Source organism: Bacteroides finegoldii DSM 17565, from assembly GCF_000156195.1.
Lineage (GTDB): Bacteria > Bacteroidota > Bacteroidia > Bacteroidales > Bacteroidaceae > Bacteroides > Bacteroides finegoldii.
The window spans coordinates 69,784-91,025 of the sequence record NZ_GG688333.1; the positions used below are offsets into that span (position 1 = coordinate 69,784).

Here is a 21,242-nt window from a genome sequence, read left to right on the forward strand (position 1 = left end):
ATTCCTTTCTAATATTACACGAATCATTAGTTTTAAAATCTGTCTGATTATCAGTTTTCCAATTCTATGGGGCGGGAAACGACATTCCAATCCAGAACGGTCGCTTGTATCAGCATCCATGTTTCCTTTTCGTACTTGAGTTTCAGGGTTATGGGAAAATCATGGTCACATTCCAGGCTATACGGCGGTTCGCCCGCATCTCCCCGGAACATGAGGATGTCATCAACCAGATTAGCGGTATAAAGAATCTCCCCGGTTGTCTTGTCAATCAGAGATACGAACGCATTTCTTCCCTCTTCCAGTTTCATCAGCGTGAAATCCGCTTTCAATGCCCCTTCAGCGTCATGTATGGCTTCGGTCGCGTATTCAAAACGTTCACAAAGGGCGATCCGGCCGTTGAAATCATACACACCGTTGTCATCTTCTATCCTGATGATGAATTCCTCGTCTATGGGGAAAGGGGAACCTATGGAACTGATTGTGAAGTGTACCCGGTATGTCAATTCCTGCATATTGAAAGCCACCCGTTCATACACGCTTCCCATATCCTTCCGGTTCTCCAGTGATATGGAGGCGAGACCGACATACAGAGGCCCGGGGGCTGAGGAAATCCGTCCGTTTTTCAACCGCAGTGACACCTGCATTTCCTGTCTGGTAGTAACGCCTTCCTGAAAATCTGAAAAATCATAGGCCTCCAGGTCACTGCCACCCCATGCGACAAACGTGAGTTTCCCCGTATGCCGCAATGTGGCGGACAAAGAATAATCTGCCGAAAGGACTGCCTTCTTGTCAGAAAATTCGCCCACCAGCAGATCATCATCATCAAAGACAAATACCCGGACTTCTCTGATATCTGACGGATATCCAGGAAATTGTTCGCAAGGGGTCTGTCTATAGAACTGGAAATAAACACCTTGCGGACAACCACCCAAGTTATCAAATACCGCAGAATTACATCCTATAAGACAGTAAACCAGCAACATGATAAATGCGATGTAATGTACACTTCTGATTCTCATTTGATATAGTTTATGTTGGGGTTATTTAACAGTTTGAAACCAAACTGTTTGTTGATTGGAGAAAGAAGAGGAAAAATTCCTCTTCCCTCTCACAGCTATGTAAGAAATTGCAGGCTGAATTTATCAGCAATCTAATATTAAAATTACTCCAAAACGACATCACGTGAAACGAGGTTCCATTGGAGCACTTTAGCCTCGACACGCATATAGGTTTCTTCTTTCTCGATATCCGGATTTTCTGGATTTGTCGGTTCAATAGGATCTGTCGGTTTCGGCAGATATGGATCTTTTGGATCGGAAGGATCCCATGGCATGCCCAATCCTTGGAAAGCCTTGATTGTCAACAGATAGGTGTTGTTACGGCGTGTGTCAGCGTTCACAATCGATTTTCCATCAGCTGTAACAGTCTGACGGTTCCACAACGCACGGTATGCACATTTTCCGTTCATGTAAGTATAAGCTCCTTGATCCGGATTTAACTGGCTTTTCTTTGCGGCTTCCTTGCTAGCATAGATAAGACCGTCTTTTTCCCCCCGGAAAAATGTTGTCCCTTTTTGAAAATTAGTCTCTTTGACCAATTTGCCGTCTTCAAGTTTCCATACTTCATTCGGAGTATAAGTGGTATAGACCTTGGCATAGGGCAGACGGTAGTAACCGAAATTCTTGTTTTTAGCAGTGAATGCATCCTTTTTTACGGAATTTTCCAGAAAATAAATGCCTGCTCCTGTTTTAGCTTCAGAGGCGCTTGCTGCAGCATTTTTAGCAGCATACATACCAAGATCATCCTGCTGTGGATTGTCTTTTGACAGAAGATTCCCCAAACGGATTAAATTTTCTTTAGCTGAACCTTCCGGTTCTTTGGCCATCTCAAAATCGGTATATCCATCAATGGCTGATGCAAAGCCCTCGTAAAGGCCGTCGGCATCTCCAATTGTACGCTTTCCCGCATGGTTACGGAAAAGATATGTCTTTGTGGCACCGTTGATGGCAGTATACGTGATGTCGGTAAGATCAACCTTTCCTTTTCCATCCGCGGTTGTTTCTTTCAATGCAGCATCCTTCGCGACCAGTCCTTGTGCCACGACACGCTCCACATCAAAGGAGAATACATTTTGAGCCTCACTTGTACCCGTTTTGGCTGCGTTCTCGGTGATGCCGGGAGCAATGGTTTTCTGCTCGGCTTTCGAAGTCATGACAAACTTGTTGTCTGTGGCAAGAGCGGCAATATCTTTTACTGCGGTAGCTGTACTGCCATGCGTCTTGTCCGGGGCTGTTGCAATATCGGCGGAAAGGGTCCCCTTGTTAAACAACAGCGCCATGGATTGAGGACCGGGATTCGTCTTCCATGGAGCAACCTTGAATGTACCGGCTGTTTGCGTTTCCCAAAACTTGCCTGTTTCATCAGCTGCCGTTCCTAACGTCCATGTTTGAGGCAGGACATTTGAGAGAAGCTGTAATTCCGTAAGCTTACTCTCTTCCGTTCTTCCTCCATAATCTTCCTGTTTGTCATTCACCGCTCTGGTTGAGACATCCTTCATAGAGGAAATATACATTCCTGCAAATGTTGTTCCCTCGCCCGGATTGTTTACCTGAGGGACATCCTCATTATTACAAGCTGTCATGCCCAGACTTAAGGCTGCAACTCCCGCTAAAAATAAATTGTTTGCTTTCATAACTTAAACTGTTTAGTAAATAAATAATTTAATTATTAATACATTAAATGCTTGCTATTTATCCGTTAATCCTGTCATGGAAAGTCCAGAAGTTTTCATTCCCGGGACTCCATGTCTTTTTCCAGTAATTCCTCCGCCTTCCGCCAGTCTCCTTTCATACTATGGGCAATTGCCATAGGATAAACAGAACGGCTGTCACTCTTTACTGTGTCCAATATCATCAGAGCCTTATCCGCATCCTTTTCATACTTTAAAAGCGCATTGGCATAGTTGAGTGCCGCCAGCGGATCAAGTGCAAACTGTTCATAAGCCTTCTTGTATATGTTTACCGGATTTTTTCCCTGTTCGACATACTGTTGCGCCAACCTACACATCTCATACTGGCTCAGGCATCCGGGAACGGTAATAAACATTTCCTCCAATTCGTCATCCGTATAGGAACGAACATCAAATCCCATGTGAAAAACGGTACGGCGCAAAGTGGGATAAACTGTGGAAAGCAACTCCGCATAAACCTTTCCCTCATCTAAAGAGCGTATAGCCGCTTCACGGGCCACATCCGTATGATGCCTCTTAATAGCGGATAAAATTTCATCCTTATATGCCAAAGAAGATACATTTATAATATTTTCCAAGCCTTTCCAGTCTTCACCCACCCCTTCTATTTCGTATATGGAGGCTTTCTTGAGCTGCGGGTACTTACTCAGTACATAATAAGAAAGCGTATGAGTACGACGTTCCGCCAAATGTTTATTATAGCTAAACTCACCTTCCGGAGAAGCGTATCCCATGATATGTACCTCACGAAGCCTAGCCCCTTTGATCCGAAGCCCTTTGGATACAAAATCATCCAGACGGGCTAATTCTTCCTGATTTTTACCAAATCCAAGAAGAAGTCCATGCTGTGCGGATTTGAAAGTGACCTTACAGTCAAATTCTTCTTCATAACATTTTATCTCCACCTTTTCCGGAGTATAAAAAATGTATTTATAGTCTTCCGGGCCAAAAAGGTCTATCCCGGTTACCGGTATATTCAACTGGCTCACACCTTTACCGCACTCGGCACATCCATACACCTCTTCACGAAGAAAGAGATGGCCGGAAGCCATCCAACGTTCAAAAGGCAATGCTTCCTTGACGGAGATTCCAGGTTCCCTCAAATCTTTGGAACTGCGAATATCCTTCACAGGAAGTAATGTACCCGGGTTACCACCCAGTCTTTCCTTACGGGCAACAACTTTGTATCTTTTCTTTCCGGAAATACACAAAGGCGAGAAAGCAGTCCTGATATTGCCGTCAGAAGATACCAGAGAAGGATAGATATAAACAATTTCCTGTGTCCTCAACCGATTGATAGATTCTACTATATTGAAAGAAACGGTAAACATTTTCCCTTCCGGGCTACGTCCAGTTTTCACATCTGTATATTCCAAACGAGGATTCCCCTTTCTGACAACCTTATCCTCCACCTGTCCTACCACCGGCAAACAGTATACATATCCCAGCACAGAGAGTATTCCTATATAATATTGTATTGGTTTCATTGATTCTGTTTTTAATGTTTATATATGCAAAGCATCATTTATTTAATTATATAGATAATCGAAACGGCAAGCTTTGTAGGTCCCAGATAATCAGCTTTCCCCTTACCATCCTTTTTCCCACAAGAAGTACATCTGAACCTGTCATATTTAACACGCGCATAGCCCAGTCCTAAGGATGCCTCTACACTGAATCTGCTGGACAGTATCCAGTGGTAGCCCGTACTAATACCCCCACCGTAAAAATACCCCTCATAACGGTAATCTTTCATTTCTTTGGAGTGGTTTTGAATAATAAAAGGAATATTTATGCCTCCCACATTCATCTGCCCTCCATGGGCATGAAGGCCAAGAAACCAGCCATTGAATGTTTCACAGGTCCAATATCTTATCTCCGGCTGTACAAGCCAGTGACTCCATTTCTTTGTTTTGTAACCGTTTGCCGTGGCATCATTTTCATAAAAAAAGAAATTCATACCGATTTGGGTATCCAAGGTCCATTTCTTCCCCAGAGAAAACTCTACAGAAAGATTGGGTGTCAGCAGGGCATCATAGACAAGGTTGTTTTTTAGCACAACCTTCTGTGAGAAAGACTGCAAGCTGAACAGCAGAAAGAAAAAAAAGCATATTTTTTTCATATTGTCGCTGATTGTTTTTGAGATAAAAATACTTGTTTTATGATGTTAATTATGATGCTGCAAAATTAAAAATGAGCAATCGTATTTTTATTATATACATTAGACATAGAATTATGTAAAACAGTCTTTTTGTTTATACAAGGTAGCCAGACAGATATTCTTTTTAATATTATCATAAATTCGAAAAGAAGTTATCATTCTTATCCCCATGTCCGCATCATCCTCAAAACCGGCATAATAGTTCAGATTGAAAAATGGTTATGCTCGCCTTGTACCCAAAAGAACAGCGTGAACTCATTTTTCTGCCGTAACAGCTGGAGAACAACCGGCATCTACCATACGGGAGATAAATGTATCTCGTGCGGAATACCAAGTTATATTCTCTTTTATATCCAGGATATTGCAAACTTTAGTCAACGTCTTGCTGACTCTATTAGAGATTTGAATGACTCTATTACGCATTTTGGCCTCCGTGGTATGTTTTTTTGTGAATACGGGGAATACATAGTTGTCAATGCCTTGACCTTCATGTTTCTCAATAATTTGTTTTGATTTCTCTATCAACAAGGGTTTTCCAATTTTCGGGAATTTCATCCGTTCATAGATAACCTGGTTTCCTTGAATCATATTGTACGTCAAATGGCAGACATCCACATTGACCATACCTCCTGCGTAATAACTGAAAAGAAATAAATCCAAGCAAAATTCCTCTTTAGGTGTAAGCAAGCTTCTATCCACATTCTCAATTAACTGTATCACTCTCTTGGAAACAGTTCTCGGTTCAAACTTGTGCCATTTCATCTTATCCTCTACACAGTCGAATATTTCCGGATCAGCACCGTGCATATTCAGCCCTTTGGCATAGTTGGCTATGGCTCTCAGTTTACGCAACTTCTGGTTCAAGCCTGCTTTATTACCATTGGCAATCCCTTTTTTTGTGTATATAGAACAAAATCCAAGAGGAACTGTTTTGTTATGTCACTGAAATAAAACACGGATGATGGTTTATTGTATTTCTATTGTGTGAATTCTTCCAAAGCCTTCTTTATGATTTTATAGTCCTTTACACTCGCCAGGCTTTTCGCAATCTTGTCATTTTTCTTTTCAGAGAATTTTTTAATCAAATAATCAATCATCTGGGAAACGGACAGAGAACGGTCTTCCTCTTTCATTTCCTTCCCTTTCTTTTTATCAAGACTAAGTGCCAATTCGGCCGGACTCCATTTACGTCCTTCCTCTTCCCATTCTTCCGCAATCTTCTGATACTTTAATTTCAGATCAAGCAACATCTTGTTCTTTTTGATAGCATCGCTTGATTTGGAAATAAATGATTGTGACGCATTGTCCCAGTCTTTGATGGGACCGGTGATATTTAGCACTTTAGAAACTCTGTTGTAGCCTGTTTGGAAGAAGATCATTTCCTGTTTCACCAGTTTTTTGTCTTTTGAGGTCACTTTTCCTTTAATGTTGATTGAATACATTTTAATTAGGTTTTACGTGTACTCATGTAGACCAATTTTTTGCCTACATAACAGCCTACATAAGAATAGAGGTTACCCGCTATTTTTGTTTATTTCGGCTATTTATCCGTTCTACTACCTTTAATTAATTATTTGATAATCAGAATGCTAATCTTTCCTCTTTATATATGGGCATAAAAAAAGGCTATCTATCCCAGACAGCCAATCTTTGTTAACCTTAAATCTAATACCATGAAAAACACAGTGCAAAGATAAGTGGTTTTATGTTATACAACATAATGTTTTGCTATAAAACTTCTGTTTATTAACTCTAATTAACTTTGAAGCTTTCTTTTTTCTGCTATTGCTTGCTGTTTCACCACAGATTACATGGATTCGGTTATTCTACATAGAGTACCAGCCCTTTCAGATATTCTCCTTCAGGATGATAAATGTTTACCGGATGGTCGGCAGGTTGGGTCAGTTGATGCAAAATGCGTACACTACGTCCTGACATAGCTGCGGCTGTAAACACGGCTGTACGGAAATTATCCTTGCTGACTACTTGCGAGCAGGAGAAAGTAAACAGAATGCCGCCCGGCTTGATTTTCTCGAAAGCTTTGGCATTCAGTTTCCGATAACCTTGCAGTGCATTTCGTAACGCATCTTTATGTTTGGCGAAAGCAGGAGGATCAAGAATGATTAAATCATACTGATCGCCCATACGGTCAAGATACTTGAAAGCGTCTTCGGCAAAAGCTTCATGACGGAGATCGCCGGGAAAATTCAATTCGACATTCTTATTTGTCAGGTCGATCGCTTTAGCGGAACTGTCAACAGAATGAACGAGTTTGGCACCTCCACGCATGGCGTAGAACGAGAAGCCACCGGTATAACAGAACATATTAAGTACCGAACGGCCTTTGGCGTACCGTTCCAATAAAGAACGGTTCTCACGTTGGTCTACAAAAAAACCGGTCTTCTGACCTTTCAGCCAGTCTACATGGAATTTCAAGCCATATTCTTGTGCGATATTATCGTTGCTTCCTCCTTTCAGAAAACCGTTCTCTGGGAAAAGGTCTGCTTTAAAAGGAAGGGTTGTTTCTGATTTATAATAGATATTTTCAATCTGATCTCCCATCACTTCGGACAAAGCTTCGGCAATAACCATACGGTCTACGTGCATTCCTGCCGAATGTGCCTGCATAACGGCAGTCTTGGCATAGACATCGATAACCAATCCGGGAAGATTGTCTCCTTCACCGTGTACCAGACGATAGGTATTATTGGCCGGATTCGTGGCGATACCGATACTGCGGCGCATATCGTATGCTATTTCCAGCTTACGCTTCCAGAAATCGTGATTGATAGGTTCCTGTTGAAAAGAAAGCACACGTACAGCGATACTTCCGATTTGGAAGTGTCCTTCGGCTATAAATTCTTTTTTTTGAGGTGTATACTTCTACTACTTCACCTTCTTCAGGCTCTCCGTCAAAACGGGAGATAGCACCTGAGAAAATCCAGGGGTGAAATCTTTTGAGAGACTCTTCTTTGCCGGGTTTGAGGTATACTTTATGCATGATATTTTATTTATCTGATTCAATTAAATGTTCTTCTTTCTTCTCTTCGGGAGCAATTTCATAATTGCCCGTTTGCTTCAGTTCCTGCAATAAGTTGTATATGTTGAGGCAGGCCCATGCGTCGGTAGCGGCATATTGCTTTTGGCCGTCGCTCAGCACATCAGCTTCCCAATTAGACAAGCGTTGTGACTTGGAAATCTTCTCCTTGAACAGGATTGCATAAATCTTTTGCAGACTTTTATCCTGGATGCCGAACTGGCGTACGTAATCCTGCAATTCGATGCAATTTTGCTGGTTGAAAGGAGCACGTTTGTGCAACATCATAAAGTCATCCTTTAGTGAGAGACCGACTTTTATCACGTCCGGATTCTCTAATAAATCGACTAACGGTCGGGTCAGTCCGGTCATGTTGAGGCGAAACAGGAAACAACATTCTTCCGACGAAATCTGAAGGAGTGCCACTTTATGTGATTGTCCCTTTGTAAAGGAAGGGCGCGTTTCGCTGTCAATACCTATCACAGACCGGGATTGCAGATAAGCCACTGCTTTTTCCGTTTCCGTTTCCGATTGGATGACATAAATCCGTCCCGGAAAAACCGTTTTTGGGAGCTCCTTTACTTCATCTTTATTTATAGTTCTTCTTACAATCATTTTTATTTATTCATCATTGGTGACAATGACAGCCGTTTTCGTGACAGTGGCAATCGTTATCGTGGCAATGGCACTCATCGTCTTCGCAACAGTTACCGTCGTCACTTGGTTCGTAAAATCCTTCTTCATTGTCCTCTTCGTCCTGTTGGCTGTACTTTACGTCGTGCAATGCGCGTAACGTGTTGACCAATTTCTGTCCCCATAACATTCCGAAGTTTTCCTGGCAGATAGCCAATGAATCGTTCATCGTTTCGTTCAACCCCAATTGGAAAACAAAGATAAAGTCTTTGATATCCTGATAGATATCCGCCAGATCTTCCGAAATGGACTTCTTGATCGGCTGGTCGCTATAAACCATATCTTGTACGAATACATCCAGATAGTCATCCTTGTCACCCATCAATTCCGCAAGGTTGATACGTAGAATCTCATAGATTTCCTCCGTTACATACGTTTCGAGCACTTCCTCTCCGATAGTCTCACATTTGGGGAGCATAGATGCTTTGAGATAGAGTAGGGGAAGTATTTTAAGGGATGTGTCAACGAAATCGCTACGCTTCATGCGTTCGGCACGTTCGAGGAATGCGCAAAATTCAGCGGCTACCGTTACGAACTCTATTACATTCTTATCAAATATCGTTTGGCTTTCTTTTTCCATAATCAGCATTGATTTGAAACGCAAAGGTAAGAAAAAGGATTGAATGAGCGTAGCGCTCGTTATTTTTTTATTATTTTTGCAGCTTAGATTATGATCCCGGTTTTATAAAAAGAATAAAAAGACTCATGGCAAAGAAGAAATTAGATAAGGAGACGGAACGTACTCCCTCTTCCCCTAGCAAAATTATTGCAATATTCAAGAATGAGACTGTCCATTTTGTGATTGGACTGATGTTGGTTATCTTTTCTGTTTATTTACTTTTGGCTTTTTCCTCTTTCTTTTTTACGGGAGCGGCCGACCAGAGTATTATCGACAGTGGAAATCCGGCAGATTTGTCGGTCGTTGATAATCATGTGAAGAACTATGCTGGTTCACGCGGAGCACAGTTGGCCAGTTATCTGATCAACGACTGTTTTGGAATTTCTTCTTTCTTTATCCTTGTCTTTTTGGCTGTGGCAGGATTGAAGTTGATGCGTGTACGTGTCGTACGACTGTGGAAATGGTTTATCGGATGTACCTTGTTGTTGGTCTGGTTCTCCGTTTTCTTTGGATTTGCTTTTATGGAGCATTATCAGGATTCTTTCATCTATCTGGGGGGAATGCACGGATACAATGTCAGCCGTTGGCTGATTTCTCAGGTAGGTGTGCCCGGTGTGTGGATGATTCTGTTGATAACAGCTATCTGCTTCTTTATATATATCAGTGCGCGCACGATTATCTGGTTGCGCAAACTTTTTGCTTTGAGTTTCCTGAAACGTAAAAAGAAAGAAGAAGTTGAGACGATTCCGGCAGGCGAAGATAATCCGGAATTTACTACTTCTCAACCTCAGGAAGTAGAATTCAATTTGAAACGGACTTATAAGCAGACTCCTCCTCCGGCGGCTGTGGTGGATGTTCAGTCCGAAGAAGAGGAAGAGTTTCCTACAGAGCACGCAGAACCGGATGAGCCTTCTTCTCCGGCAGATGAGAGTGAAGGAGTAACGATGGTATTTGAGCCGACTGTTTCTGATTCGGTTTCGTCGATACATAAGGATACCGAAGATGAAGAAGAACCCGGATTTGAAGTGGAACCGGCAGTTACAGAAGAGGAATACCAGGGCCCTGAACTGGAACCTTACAACCCGACTAAGGATTTGGAAAACTATCGCTTTCCTACGATCGACTTGATGAAACATTTTGAGAATGATGATCCTACGATTGATATGGACGAACAGAATGCGAATAAAGATCGTATTATCAATACATTACGTAGTTTCGGAATTGAGATTAGCACCATTAAAGCGACGGTTGGTCCTACGGTGACGCTGTACGAGATTACTCCGGAACAGGGAGTTCGTATCTCCAAGATTCGCGGATTGGAAGATGACATTGCATTGAGCCTATCTGCCGATGGTATTCGTATTATTGCTCCGATACCGGGTAAGGGAACTATCGGTATTGAAGTGCCGAACAAGAATCCGAAAATTGTTTCCGGTCAAAGTGTGATCGGAAGTAAGAAGTTTCAGGAGTCTAAATATGATTTGCCTATCGTATTGGGTAAGACTATTACGAATGAAGTCTTTATGTTCGACCTTTGTAAAATGCCGCACGTGTTGGTGGCAGGTGCGACCGGTCAGGGTAAGTCTGTGGGGCTGAATGCGATTATCACTTCCTTATTATATAAGAAACATCCTGCCGAACTGAAGTTTGTGCTGGTCGATCCGAAGAAAGTGGAATTTAGTATCTACTCGGTAATTGAGAATCATTTTCTGGCTAAACTTCCGGATGGAGGTGAACCGATTATTACGGATGTAACTAAAGTGGTACAAACTTTGAATTCGGTTTGTGTGGAAATGGATACTCGTTACGACCTTCTGAAGATGGCTCATGTGCGTAATATCAGAGAGTATAACGAAAAGTTTATCAATCGCCGCCTGAATCCGGAAAAGGGACATAAGTTTATGCCGTATATCGTAGTTGTGATTGACGAGTTCGGTGATTTGATCATGACGGCAGGTAAGGAAGTGGAACTTCCGATTGCGCGAATCGCACAGTTGGCACGTGCTGTCGGCATTCACATGATTATCGCTACACAGCGTCCGACTACGAATATTATTACGGGTACGATTAAGGCCAATTTCCCGGCACGTATCGCTTTCCGTGTATCTGCTATGATGGACTCACGTACTATCCTTGACCGTCCGGGCGCGAACCGGTTGATTGGTAAGGGAGATATGCTTTTCTTACAGGGAGCTGATCCGGTACGTGTGCAGTGCGCTTTTATTGACACGCCGGAAGTGGAAGAAATAACGAAGTTCATTGCCCGTCAGCAAGGTTATCCTACTCCGTTCTTTTTGCCTGAATATGTGAGTGAGGATGGTGGTAATGAGGTAGGGGATATTGATATGGGGCGTCTTGATCCTTTGTTTGAAGATGCCGCCCGATTAGTCGTTATTCATCAGCAAGGTTCTACTTCGTTAATCCAACGTAAATTTGCTATCGGATACAATCGTGCAGGCCGTATTATGGATCAGTTGGAGAAAGCAGGTATCGTGGGCCCTACGCAAGGCAGCAAGGCGCGTGACGTCTTGTGTATTGATGATAATGACCTTGAAATGCGTTTGAACAATTTGCAGTAACAGTTCGTTTATAAATCAAATGAAAAAGTACATTTTTAGTGTTTTAATAGCTTTACTGTCATTGCCTGTGATTGCTCAACAACAGCAGTCGCAGGCTAAGAGTATTCTGGATAAAACTGCTGAGGCTTTTCGGAAAGCAGGAGGAGTGAAGGCTGATTTTACGGTAAAGGTTATAACGGATGGTCTGATAGAAGGTGTCGAGCATGGAACGATCCAATTGAAAGGAGAGAAATTCGTATTGAAAACAACCGATATTGTAACCTGGTTTGATGGGAAAACGCAGTGGAGTTATGTAGCGAAGAATGATGAAGTGAATGTTAGCAACCCGACTCAGGAAGAGTTGCAGCAAATCAATCCTTATACATTTCTTTATATGTATCAGAAGGGATTCTCTTATAAGCTGGGAACAATGAAAACTTTTCGTGGCAAAGCCATTTGGGAAGTGGTGTTGACGGCCAAAGACAAGGCACAGGATTTGGAACGCATTACTCTTTATGTGACGAAAGAGGGATACGAGCCTTTATATATATTGCTTCAGCAACGTGCGCATCCGACACGTAACGCGATTACCGTTACGGGGTATCAGACCGGACAGAAGTATGCGGATACTCTTTTCACTTTTGACAGAAAGCAATATCCGAGTGCGGAAATTATAGATTTGAGATAAAATGTTTTTGATTAAATAAAACGATAAAGGTATAATAAAATGGCAGAAATAGAAAAAGTTAAATGCCTGATTATTGGTTCAGGACCTGCCGGATACACGGCAGCGATTTATGCAGGACGTGCAAACTTATGTCCGGTGCTTTATGAAGGGTTGCAACCCGGCGGTCAGTTGACAACGACTACGGACGTAGAGAACTTTCCCGGTTATCCGGAAGGAATCAGCGGTCCGCAATTGATGGAAGATCTACGTGCTCAGGCCAGCCGTTTTGGAGCCGATGTCCGTTTTGGCATTGCGACTGCGGCAGACTTAAGCAAAGCGCCTTATAAGATTACGATTGACGGTGAGAAAGAAATAGAAACGGAAGCATTGATTATCGCTACTGGAGCTACTGCTAAATATCTGGGGTTGGAGGATGAAAAGAAATATGCCGGAATGGGTGTCAGCGCTTGTGCCACTTGTGACGGTTTCTTTTATCGTAAGAAAATCGTGGCTGTTGTCGGCGGTGGTGATACAGCTTGTGAAGAGGCTGTTTATCTTGCCGGTCTGGCATCTAAAGTATATCTGATTGTCCGCAAACCTTTCCTGCGTGCATCAAAGATTATGCAGGAGCGTGTGATGAATCACGAGAAGATTGAAGTGCTTTTTGAACACAACGCTGTTGGTTTGTATGGTGATAACGGAGTAGAAGGGGTGAACCTTGTAAAACGTTGGGGCGAACCTGATGAAGAACGTTACAGCCTGCCTATCGATGGTTTCTTCCTGGCTATCGGTCATAAACCGAACTCGGATATATTCAAAGACTATATCGATACGGATGAAGTAGGTTACATTATTACGGATGGAGATAGCCCACGTACGAAAGTGCCGGGAGTATTTGCTGCAGGAGATGTTGCCGATCCGCATTACCGCCAGGCTATTACTGCTGCGGGAAGTGGCTGCAAGGCTGCTATTGAGGCGGAGCGTTATCTTTCTTCGATAGGAAAGATTTGATAGTTTGTTGCATTAGAGGAAAAGACGGAACTTAAAACTTATTTGAACTGCCCCCTAAAAGTTGAATAAAAAACTTTTAGGGGGCAGTCATTATGAAGTATTCGTACTAAAAGTACTTGCAATTATTTTATCTTTCTATTTCAGTAGTTGTTCTTCGATGATTTGTACGTACTTCTCCGGAGTAGCTCCGACTTCAATAATCGGTTTGCCGCCTGCAGGTATGAAGAATAAAGTAGGCAATGCCTGTACACCAAAGTGATTGCATAAATCCTTTTCTTTGTCTGCATTCACTTTGTAGAACATCACTTTCCTTTTGTATTGCTCCGCCATTTTTTCCATTTGCGGAAGTCGAAAATGTGGTCGATGAAGAACTGACGGGTGATGGGAGTCAGCTTGCCGTCTTCTACTTTTATTTCTATCACTTTCGATTCATTTTCCGGGATAGGAGCTAGATCGAACGGCTGGAAATACATCTTGTGCAATATCTTTGCAAACTTCTTTGTCTTCGATATAATGGTTGGAGAAAACACAAAGAATAGGGTGGTAGTCATCAAATAGCTTTTTGAAAGCCTGTTTGTTGCTACGTTTTATGTCTGCAATTATATTTTCTATATGTATGTTCACTTTTAGGGTGGAGTGATTGGTGTAGGAACACTTTTACCCAATCTTGCTTATTTTCTTTAACTTTTCTTCTTCGATGATTTTGATCTTTCTTCCATCGATTGTAATCAGCCGTTCCGTAGCGAATTGTGACAGTGTGCGGATGGCATTCGAAGTGGTCATATTCGACAGATTTGCCAGATCCTCACGTGATAAGTAAATACTTAGGGTAGAGCCGTCTTCTTCCAGTCCATAACTTTCTTTCAAGAAGATCAGAGATTCGGCTAAACGTCCTCGAATGTGTTTTTGTGTCAGGCTGACGGTTCGTTCGTCAGAAATGCCGAGATCAATGGAAAGCTGGCGGATAAAGAACATGGCCAAGTCATTGTTTTGGGCAACTAAAGCCATGATGGCACCCATGGGAATCAAGCAAACAACAGAAGGTTCGAAAGCTGCTGCGGCAGTAACAAAATCCTCTTTGGCAAAATAAGCACGATATGCAAAATATTCGTGTGGCTTAATCATACGAATAATCTGACTTCTACCTCCTACACCATCTTTGAAGATTTTGACTTTACCATTGATAAGACACATTAGATGCGATGGCGTTTCTCCTTCACAGTAAATGGTTTCATTTTTTTTGTAGGTTTGAATCGTATAATTATTCATCAGAAACTCCTTTTGTTCATTGTTTAGAGGAGCTAACATATCGGATAACGGTTCCGAAATATCGATGTCTGACATATTCATTTTTACCATGAGTGCTACAAAACTGTGTTATACAGCACAAAAGTAGAAATAAAAAATGAAAAAATAAACGAATCTATAAAAAGATTGCACAAAAGTGAGAGCTTTCGTGCAATCTTACGGACGTTTTATTTGGTAAATAACAGTTCCCTGTATTTAGGCAATGGCCATATTTCATCGTCCACTTCCATCTCCAAGTGATCGATGTGGTCGCGAATCTGGTCAAGATATGGGCGTACCTTTTCTTCGTATGCAAAGGCTCTATCTTTGTAGTTGTCCATATGGTTGGCAACTTTTCGTGCCTCAGTCATTTCGCGAACCAATACTTTAATGGAAGTCACCCGGTGTGAAATCTCACGGATCAGTTCTTTGCGGTCGGCACTCAATACTTCGTATTCTTCAGCCGGGAATATTTCTTTCAGTCCGCGAAGGTTTTCAAGCAAACGGTTCTGATAGGCAACCGCGGTCGGTACAATGTGGTTGATAGCAAGGTCACCCAATACGCGGCCTTCAATCTGAACCTTCATAGTATATTTTTCCAGTTCCACCTCTAGACGGCTGTTCAATTCGGTTTCGTTAAAGATGCGTTCGCCGATAAGCACCGATTTAGACTGATTGTCGACGTAATGCATCAATGCTTCCGGAACGTGGCAAATATTGGTCAGTCCGCGTCGCGCGGCTTCCTGTTTCCATTCTTCGGAGTAACCGTCGCCTTCGAAACGGATTGGTTCGGAAGCGATGATTGTTTCTTTCAGCAACCGGAAAATGGCTTCATCTTTTCCAACTCCTTCTTCCATCAGTTTCTCTACCGATGCACGGAACTCGTTCAATTGATTTGCCATGGCAGCGTTGATCGCTATCATTGCGGCAGCGCAGTTGGAAGACGAACCTGCGGCGCGGAATTCGAAGCGGTTTCCGGTGAAAGCGAAAGGAGAAGTACGGTTGCGGTCGGTTGTATCGAGCAAAATCTCAGGAATACGTCCGATACCCAGTTTCAGTGTAGTCTTTTCTTCCGGTGTCATTTTATCGTTTCCTACTTGGCGGACAATTTCATCGAGAGTGGCGGAGAGTTGCGAACCCAAAAAGCAGGACAGGATGGCGGGAGGAGCTTCGTTGGCCCCCAGACGGTGGCTGTTGCTGGCACTCATGATGGAGGCGCGCAGCAGGTTCTGGTTCTTATAGACCATCATCAATACGTTGACGAGGAAAGTCAGGAATAACATATTCCCTTTCGGATTCTTTCCCGGAGCAAACAGGTTGATACCTGTGTCGGTACAAAGAGACCAGTTGTTATGCTTGCCGGAACCATTGACCCCGTTATAAGGTTTTTCGTGTAGAAGTACGTTGAAGTGATGTTTGCGGGCGATTCGTTTCATCAAATCCATGACGAGCTGGTTGTGGTCGTTCGCCAGATTACAGTTTTCGAAGATAGGAGCCAACTCGAATTGATTGGGAGCTACTTCGTTGTGACGGGTTTTGGCGGGAATCCCCAGTTTATGGCATTCAATTTCGAGTTCCTTCATAAAGGCAGTGACACGTGGAGGAATAGAACCGAAGTAATGGTCTTCCAGCTGTTGGTCTTTGGCGGAAGAATGTCCCATCAGAGTCCGTCCTGTCAGGCAAAGATCGGGGCGTGCATTATATAAGGAAGAGTCCACAAGGAAATATTCCTGTTCCCATCCCAGATTCGTATATACACGTGTAATATTCTTGTCGAATAACTGGCAGACTTCCGTTGCAGCTTTATCTACAGCGGCTAGTGCTTTCAGTAGCGGAGTCTTGTAGTCCAGCGCCTCTCCTGTATAAGAGATGAAGATGGTCGGGATACAGAGAGTCGTATCTACTACGAACGCAGGTGAAGAAACATCCCATGCTGTGTAACCGCGTGCCTCGAAAGTATTGCGGATACCACCGTTAGGGAAAGAGGAAGCATCGGGTTCTTGTTGGATCAGCAATTTTCCCGAAAAACGTTCAATTACTCCACCGTCTTCTCCGAATTCGATAAAGCCGTCATGCTTTTCGGCTGTTCCGTCCGTCAAAGGTTGGAACCAGTGCGTGTAGTGTGTGACGTTGAGTGACTTTGCCCAGCTGTTCATGCCGTTGGCAACGAGGTCTGCCACTTCGCGGCTGATAGGTGTACCTTTTTCGATGGCATCGATGACAGCTTTATAGGCTTCTTTGGGAAGATACTCCTGCATCTTTTTGCGATCGAACACATGGCTGCCATAATAATCAGAGAGTTTGTTGGAAGGGGCAGTCACTTCCAAAGGTTTCCGGTTGGAAAGTTCTTGTAATGCAAAAAATCTCATTTTAGACATAAATGGTCTTCTTTTTATCGGTTGATGGTGCAAAAATATATGTTTTTTCTGAAAGCACCCCTATTTTAAAGGGGGTATTTTTGAAAATAGATATGTTTTTGGACGTATACCCCCTTCTTAGGATTGTACTCCTTTAGTTTGATTCGTCCGGTGATGATTCGTAGTCTTTAAGGTTATTCTGTGCAGGGAATTTGAAATTGCAGTGCAGAAAACTATAATAGTTTATGCACCCGAGTAGTGGTCCCCTTACATGGTGACCAATGTCACATTGTAACGTGACATTAGTCTGCTTATAACGTGACATTAGTCATTATGCAAGGTGACCATCTATATCTGAAAGGATGGAAACCACTAAAGATACGAAATTAATCAGTAAAAAGCAAGAGGGAGTATAGAAAATATGAGCTGTTCGGACACAAATCTGTTTATTTCCGTACAGTTATGTATTTATGCCATGTGAAGGTTTTCTTTTGATAACTCTTTTTAGTGTCTAACTCTTCTTGCTTTTCGATATTCTTTTTTATATTTGTCTCCGTTAATGAAGGAGATACGACGATTGAGATATAAAATATTGATAGTATGCATATTGGGGTTGTTCTTTTTTACTTCAAAAGGAACGGCTCACGATTATGTAATGAATCCGTATACGCGTCAGGAGATCTCCGCCGATTCCATCATAGAGCGTGTCATGACCTTTGCCCCTCTGTATGAAACGATCGTCAGTGATTATCGTGCCAGCCTATATATAAAAGGTAAGATGGATATCCAGAAAAAGAATTTTATTCTTCGCTATGTGCCCTCTATGTTCCGTCTGCAGAAAGGTGTACGCGAATATTTGCTCGAAACTTACAGTGATCTTCATTATACGGCTCCTAATATTTACGATCAAAAAGTAAAAGCTTATCAAGGTACTGTGCGGGGAAACAGAGGACTGCCGGGTTTGCTTGAATATTTCAGTGTCAATATCTATTCGTCTTCGCTGCTGAATGATGAACGGTTACTGTCGCCGCTTGCCAAGAACGGACAGAAATATTATAAATATCAGATAGATAGTGTGATGGGAGATCCCAATAATCTCGATTACCGGATACGCTTTATCCCTCGGACAAAAAGCGATCAGTTGGTCGGCGGCTATATGATTGTCAGCAGTAATGTCTGGAGTGTCCGGGAAATACGTTTTTCGGGACGGTCGGAGCTGATAACATTTACATGTTGGATTAAGATGGGAGAGGTGGGTAAGAAAGATGAATTTTTGCCGGTCCGTTACAATGTGGAGGCACTTTTCAAGTTTCTCGGAAATAGGGTAGATGGCAATTATACCGCTTCTTTGAATTATAAATCGATTGAACTGAAAGAAAAGAAAGTACGCAAGAAAGAAAAGAAAAAGTATAACTTGTCGGAATCATTCTCCTTGCAGTGTGATACGAATGCTTACAAGACAGATGCTTCGACCTTTGCTGTCATGCGTCCTATTCCATTGAGTGAGAGTGAGAAGAAACTCTACCGTGATTACCTGCTCAGGCGTGACACGGCGACAACGCATAAGCCATCCAAAAGTCAGGCTTTCTGGGGAACGATGGGTGACTTGATGGTAGAGGACTATAAATTCAACCTGGCTAATATCGGAAGTGTACGTTTTTCTCCATTCATTAATCCTCTATTGTTCAGTTATAGTGGAAGCAATGGCTTGTCATATCGGCAGGATTTTCGTTATAACCGTCTTTTTAGGGGAGATAAACTGCTCCGTATTGTTCCTAAACTCGGATATAATTTCACACGCAAGGAGTTTTATTGGTCATTGAACGCAGATTTTGAGTATTGGCCGCAGAAACGGGGATTTGTCCGCTTGAATGTGGGGAATGGTAACCGAATTTATAGCAGTAAGGTGCTGGATGAACTGAAAGCCATGCCGGACAGTATATTCAATTTCAACTTGATTCATCTTGATTATTTCAAGGACTTGTATTTCAATTTCCGCCATACAGTCGAGGTTGTCAATGGATTGGATGTCAGTGTCGGTTTCTCTGCCCATAAGAGAACTGCCGTAGAACCTTCACGTTTTGTGATAACCGGTGATTATCCGATGCCTCCTCCGGAGTTTATGGACAAATTCAAGAATACTTATATAAGTTTCGCCCCTCGTGTCCGGGTGGAATGGACACCGGGACTCTATTATTATATGAACGGGAAACGGAAGATAAATCTGCGTTCATTGTATCCTACTTTCTCGGTTGATTATGAACGGGGAATCAAAGGCGTATTCAAGAGTACGGGCGAATATGAAAGAATAGAATTCGACCTTCAACATCAAATCCGGATGGGATTGATGCGTAACATTTATTATCGTTTCGGATTCGGAGCATTCACCAATCAGGATGAGTTGTATTTTGTGGACTTTGTCAATTTCTCCCGCCATAACCTTCCGGTGGGCTGGAATGATGAAATCGGTGGAGTGTTTCAGGTGCTTGACTCACGTTGGTATAACTCCTCCCGCCGTTATGTACGGGGGCATTTCACCTACGAAGCTCCGTTCCTTATTCTCCGGCATCTGATGAAGTACACCCGTTATGTGCAGAATGAACGTATTTATATCAGTGCCCTCTCTATGCCGCACCTTCAACCTTATCTGGAAGTGGGATATGGCATCGGTACGCATATTTTTGACGTGGGAGTTTTTGTGAGCAGCGAAAACTGGAAATTCGGGGGAATAGGCTGTAAGTTCACGTTTGAGTTGTTCAACCGATAGTTTTCTTCGTTCCGGTTGTTTTATCGAAAGATTTTAGTTATCTTTGTATAAGAGAGGATGAGGGCAGAATTTAGCATCAAAGAGGTGTAGTCGCTTCATAAGCACAGGTATTTTCCTAGAAAATAAATTCTAAGGTATAAATACCTAAATTTATTTTAGTAAATAACTCATCCTCTCTTCTCTCTTTTTTATATGCATATACAAAATGGACGGAATTTTAATAACGATCATTGTTATCACCGCTTTTCTGGTTTATAAGATGATTTCCTCAAGCAGGAAACAGGAGGGGTATAAAAGATGGAAAGCAACAAGCAGTGGTAAGGAAGAAAAGACTACTAAGGTAAAATGGGAGCACGGAGCCTGGCTTAGGCATGCTTTGGGAGAAACTGTTCCGAGAGTGCAGTATGTTCAAAGGTTTGATGAATCGGCTGTTGTCTGGTGTGCCAACTTGTTGGGAGTGGAAACGGCACAGTTGAAGGAAATTCTACGGGATGTTTCCGAACATTACCGGGAGTTCTGGATGAGAAAAAGAAAGGGAGGTTATCGGATGATTTCTGCTCCTGACAAAGAATTACAATCTATTCAAACCACTATTAATTCTCGAATATTATCATCTGTGACAATGATTCATCCGGCGGCAGTAGGTTTCCGGAGCGGTCATTCTGTGGTTGATAATGCCAGTCCCCATCTGGGAAAACGGTGTGTCTTGAAAATGGATATTCATGATTTTTTCTTTTCGATACGGAGCCGGAGGGTGAAAAAGACATTTGAGAAGATTGGTTATCCGGAAAATGTGTCTAAAGTATTGGGAGTGTTGTGCTGCTTGTACAGGCACTTGCCGCAGGGAGCGCCTACAAGTCCGGCGTTAAGCAATATCGTGGGGTATGAGATGGACAAGAAATTGGCGGCACTGGCAGTGGAATACGGACTGACTTATACCCGCTATGCCGACGACCTGACTTTTTCGGGAGATGTGTTCCCCAAAGAACAAATCATTCCCCGGATCAAACAGATCATCCGTGATGAGAAATTCGAACCGAATCATAAGAAGACCAGTTTTATCAATGAGTATGGCAGGAAGATTATTACAGGAGTATCTGTCTCTTCCGGTGCGAAACTGACAATCCCTAAAGCCAGAAAGAGAGAGATCCGGAAGAATGTCTATTTCATCCTGACGAAAGGCTTGGCGGAACATCAGCGCCGGATTGGCTCGAGTGATCCTGTTTATCTGAAACGGCTGATTGGAGAACTTTGTTATTGGCGGTCAATAGAACCGGACAATGCGTATGTGTCCGATTCTATTAACCGTTTGAAATGTTTGGAGAAAGGGTATTAA

15 protein-coding genes and 3 pseudogenes are annotated in these 21,242 nt (G+C 42.6%); 5 read left to right on the forward strand and 13 right to left on the reverse strand.

From position 1 onward, the window contains the following. Positions 1 to 50: 50 nt before the first annotated feature. From BACFIN_RS02640 to BACFIN_RS02605, 9 genes and pseudogenes are all read right to left on the reverse strand, one after another. Positions 51 to 1,019, reverse strand: coding sequence for a FimB/Mfa2 family fimbrial subunit (locus tag BACFIN_RS02640; protein ID WP_007757331.1), 969 nt, complete (start codon positions 1,017 to 1,019; stop codon positions 51 to 53). A gap of 143 nt (positions 1,020 to 1,162) precedes the next feature. After that, complete coding sequence (locus BACFIN_RS02635) at positions 1,163 to 2,692, reverse strand: Mfa1 family fimbria major subunit (protein ID WP_007757333.1); 1,530 nt, start codon at positions 2,690 to 2,692, stop codon at positions 1,163 to 1,165. Between the two features lie 95 nt (positions 2,693 to 2,787). Then, positions 2,788 to 4,236 (reverse strand): hypothetical protein, encoded by a 1,449-nt coding sequence (locus tag BACFIN_RS02630; protein WP_007757335.1) that lies wholly within the window; start codon positions 4,234 to 4,236, stop codon positions 2,788 to 2,790. Between the two features lie 38 nt (positions 4,237 to 4,274). Next, positions 4,275 to 4,871, reverse strand: coding sequence for a DUF3575 domain-containing protein (locus BACFIN_RS02625; RefSeq protein ID WP_007757338.1), 597 nt, complete (start codon positions 4,869 to 4,871; stop codon positions 4,275 to 4,277). A 294-nt stretch (positions 4,872 to 5,165) separates the two neighbouring features. Then, positions 5,166 to 5,774: a site-specific integrase gene (locus BACFIN_RS21300; RefSeq protein ID WP_007757339.1), complete on the reverse strand. Its 609-nt coding sequence runs from the start codon at positions 5,772 to 5,774 to the stop codon at positions 5,166 to 5,168. A gap of 113 nt (positions 5,775 to 5,887) precedes the next feature. After that, positions 5,888 to 6,352, reverse strand: coding sequence for a hypothetical protein (locus tag BACFIN_RS02620; RefSeq protein WP_007757342.1), 465 nt, complete (start codon positions 6,350 to 6,352; stop codon positions 5,888 to 5,890). Between the two features lie 379 nt (positions 6,353 to 6,731). Then, positions 6,732 to 7,911, reverse strand: a pseudogene (locus BACFIN_RS21020) (class I SAM-dependent rRNA methyltransferase). A gap of 6 nt (positions 7,912 to 7,917) precedes the next feature. After that, entirely contained in the window at positions 7,918 to 8,562 is a 645-nt protein-coding gene (locus BACFIN_RS02610; RefSeq protein ID WP_007757345.1) for a 3'-5' exonuclease, read from the reverse strand. Positions 8,563 to 8,575: 13 nt separating this feature from the next. Further along, positions 8,576 to 9,220: a DUF5063 domain-containing protein gene (locus BACFIN_RS02605; RefSeq protein ID WP_032839917.1), complete on the reverse strand. Its 645-nt coding sequence runs from the start codon at positions 9,218 to 9,220 to the stop codon at positions 8,576 to 8,578. Positions 9,221 to 9,345: 125 nt separating this feature from the next. Here BACFIN_RS02605 and BACFIN_RS02600 point away from each other — a divergent pair, with 125 nt between their 5' ends. Genes BACFIN_RS02600 through trxB form a run of 3 tightly spaced genes read left to right on the forward strand, consistent with a single transcriptional unit; the run spans position 9,346 to position 13,495 of the window. Further along, complete coding sequence (locus BACFIN_RS02600) at positions 9,346 to 11,838, forward strand: DNA translocase FtsK (RefSeq protein WP_007757349.1); 2,493 nt, start codon at positions 9,346 to 9,348, stop codon at positions 11,836 to 11,838. Between the two features lie 19 nt (positions 11,839 to 11,857). After that, a complete protein-coding gene (locus tag BACFIN_RS02595; RefSeq protein WP_007757351.1) occupies positions 11,858 to 12,505 on the forward strand; it encodes a LolA-like putative outer membrane lipoprotein chaperone in 648 nt (215 codons plus the stop codon). Between the two features lie 39 nt (positions 12,506 to 12,544). After that, positions 12,545 to 13,495 carry a thioredoxin-disulfide reductase gene (gene trxB, locus BACFIN_RS02590; protein ID WP_007757353.1) on the forward strand — a complete coding sequence of 317 codons (951 nt, stop codon included), beginning with the start codon at positions 12,545 to 12,547 and terminating at the stop codon, positions 13,493 to 13,495. Between the two features lie 135 nt (positions 13,496 to 13,630). Here the strand turns inward: trxB and BACFIN_RS22050 are convergent. The 4 genes and pseudogenes from BACFIN_RS22050 to BACFIN_RS02570 form a co-directional block, all read right to left on the reverse strand. Further along, positions 13,631 to 13,980: pseudogene (locus BACFIN_RS22050) on the reverse strand (thioredoxin family protein); the annotation flags it as partial. Next, positions 13,967 to 14,119: pseudogene (locus BACFIN_RS23515) on the reverse strand (RNA polymerase sigma-70 factor); the annotation flags it as partial. The pseudogenes BACFIN_RS23515 and BACFIN_RS22050, both read right to left, overlap by 14 nt. Positions 14,120 to 14,152: 33 nt before the next feature. After that, complete coding sequence (locus tag BACFIN_RS02575) at positions 14,153 to 14,854, reverse strand: Crp/Fnr family transcriptional regulator (protein ID WP_007757358.1); 702 nt, start codon at positions 14,852 to 14,854, stop codon at positions 14,153 to 14,155. A 116-nt stretch (positions 14,855 to 14,970) separates the two neighbouring features. Continuing rightward, positions 14,971 to 17,160 carry a glutamine synthetase III family protein gene (locus tag BACFIN_RS02570; RefSeq protein WP_007757359.1) on the reverse strand — a complete coding sequence of 730 codons (2,190 nt, stop codon included), beginning with the start codon at positions 17,158 to 17,160 and terminating at the stop codon, positions 14,971 to 14,973. Positions 17,161 to 17,698: 538 nt separating this feature from the next. Here BACFIN_RS02570 and BACFIN_RS02565 point away from each other — a divergent pair. Next, positions 17,699 to 19,906: a DUF5686 family protein gene (locus tag BACFIN_RS02565; protein ID WP_007757361.1), complete on the forward strand. Its 2,208-nt coding sequence runs from the start codon at positions 17,699 to 17,701 to the stop codon at positions 19,904 to 19,906. 205 nt (positions 19,907 to 20,111) lie between these two features. Further along, a complete protein-coding gene (locus BACFIN_RS02560; protein WP_007757362.1) occupies positions 20,112 to 21,242 on the forward strand; it encodes a retron St85 family RNA-directed DNA polymerase in 1,131 nt (376 codons plus the stop codon).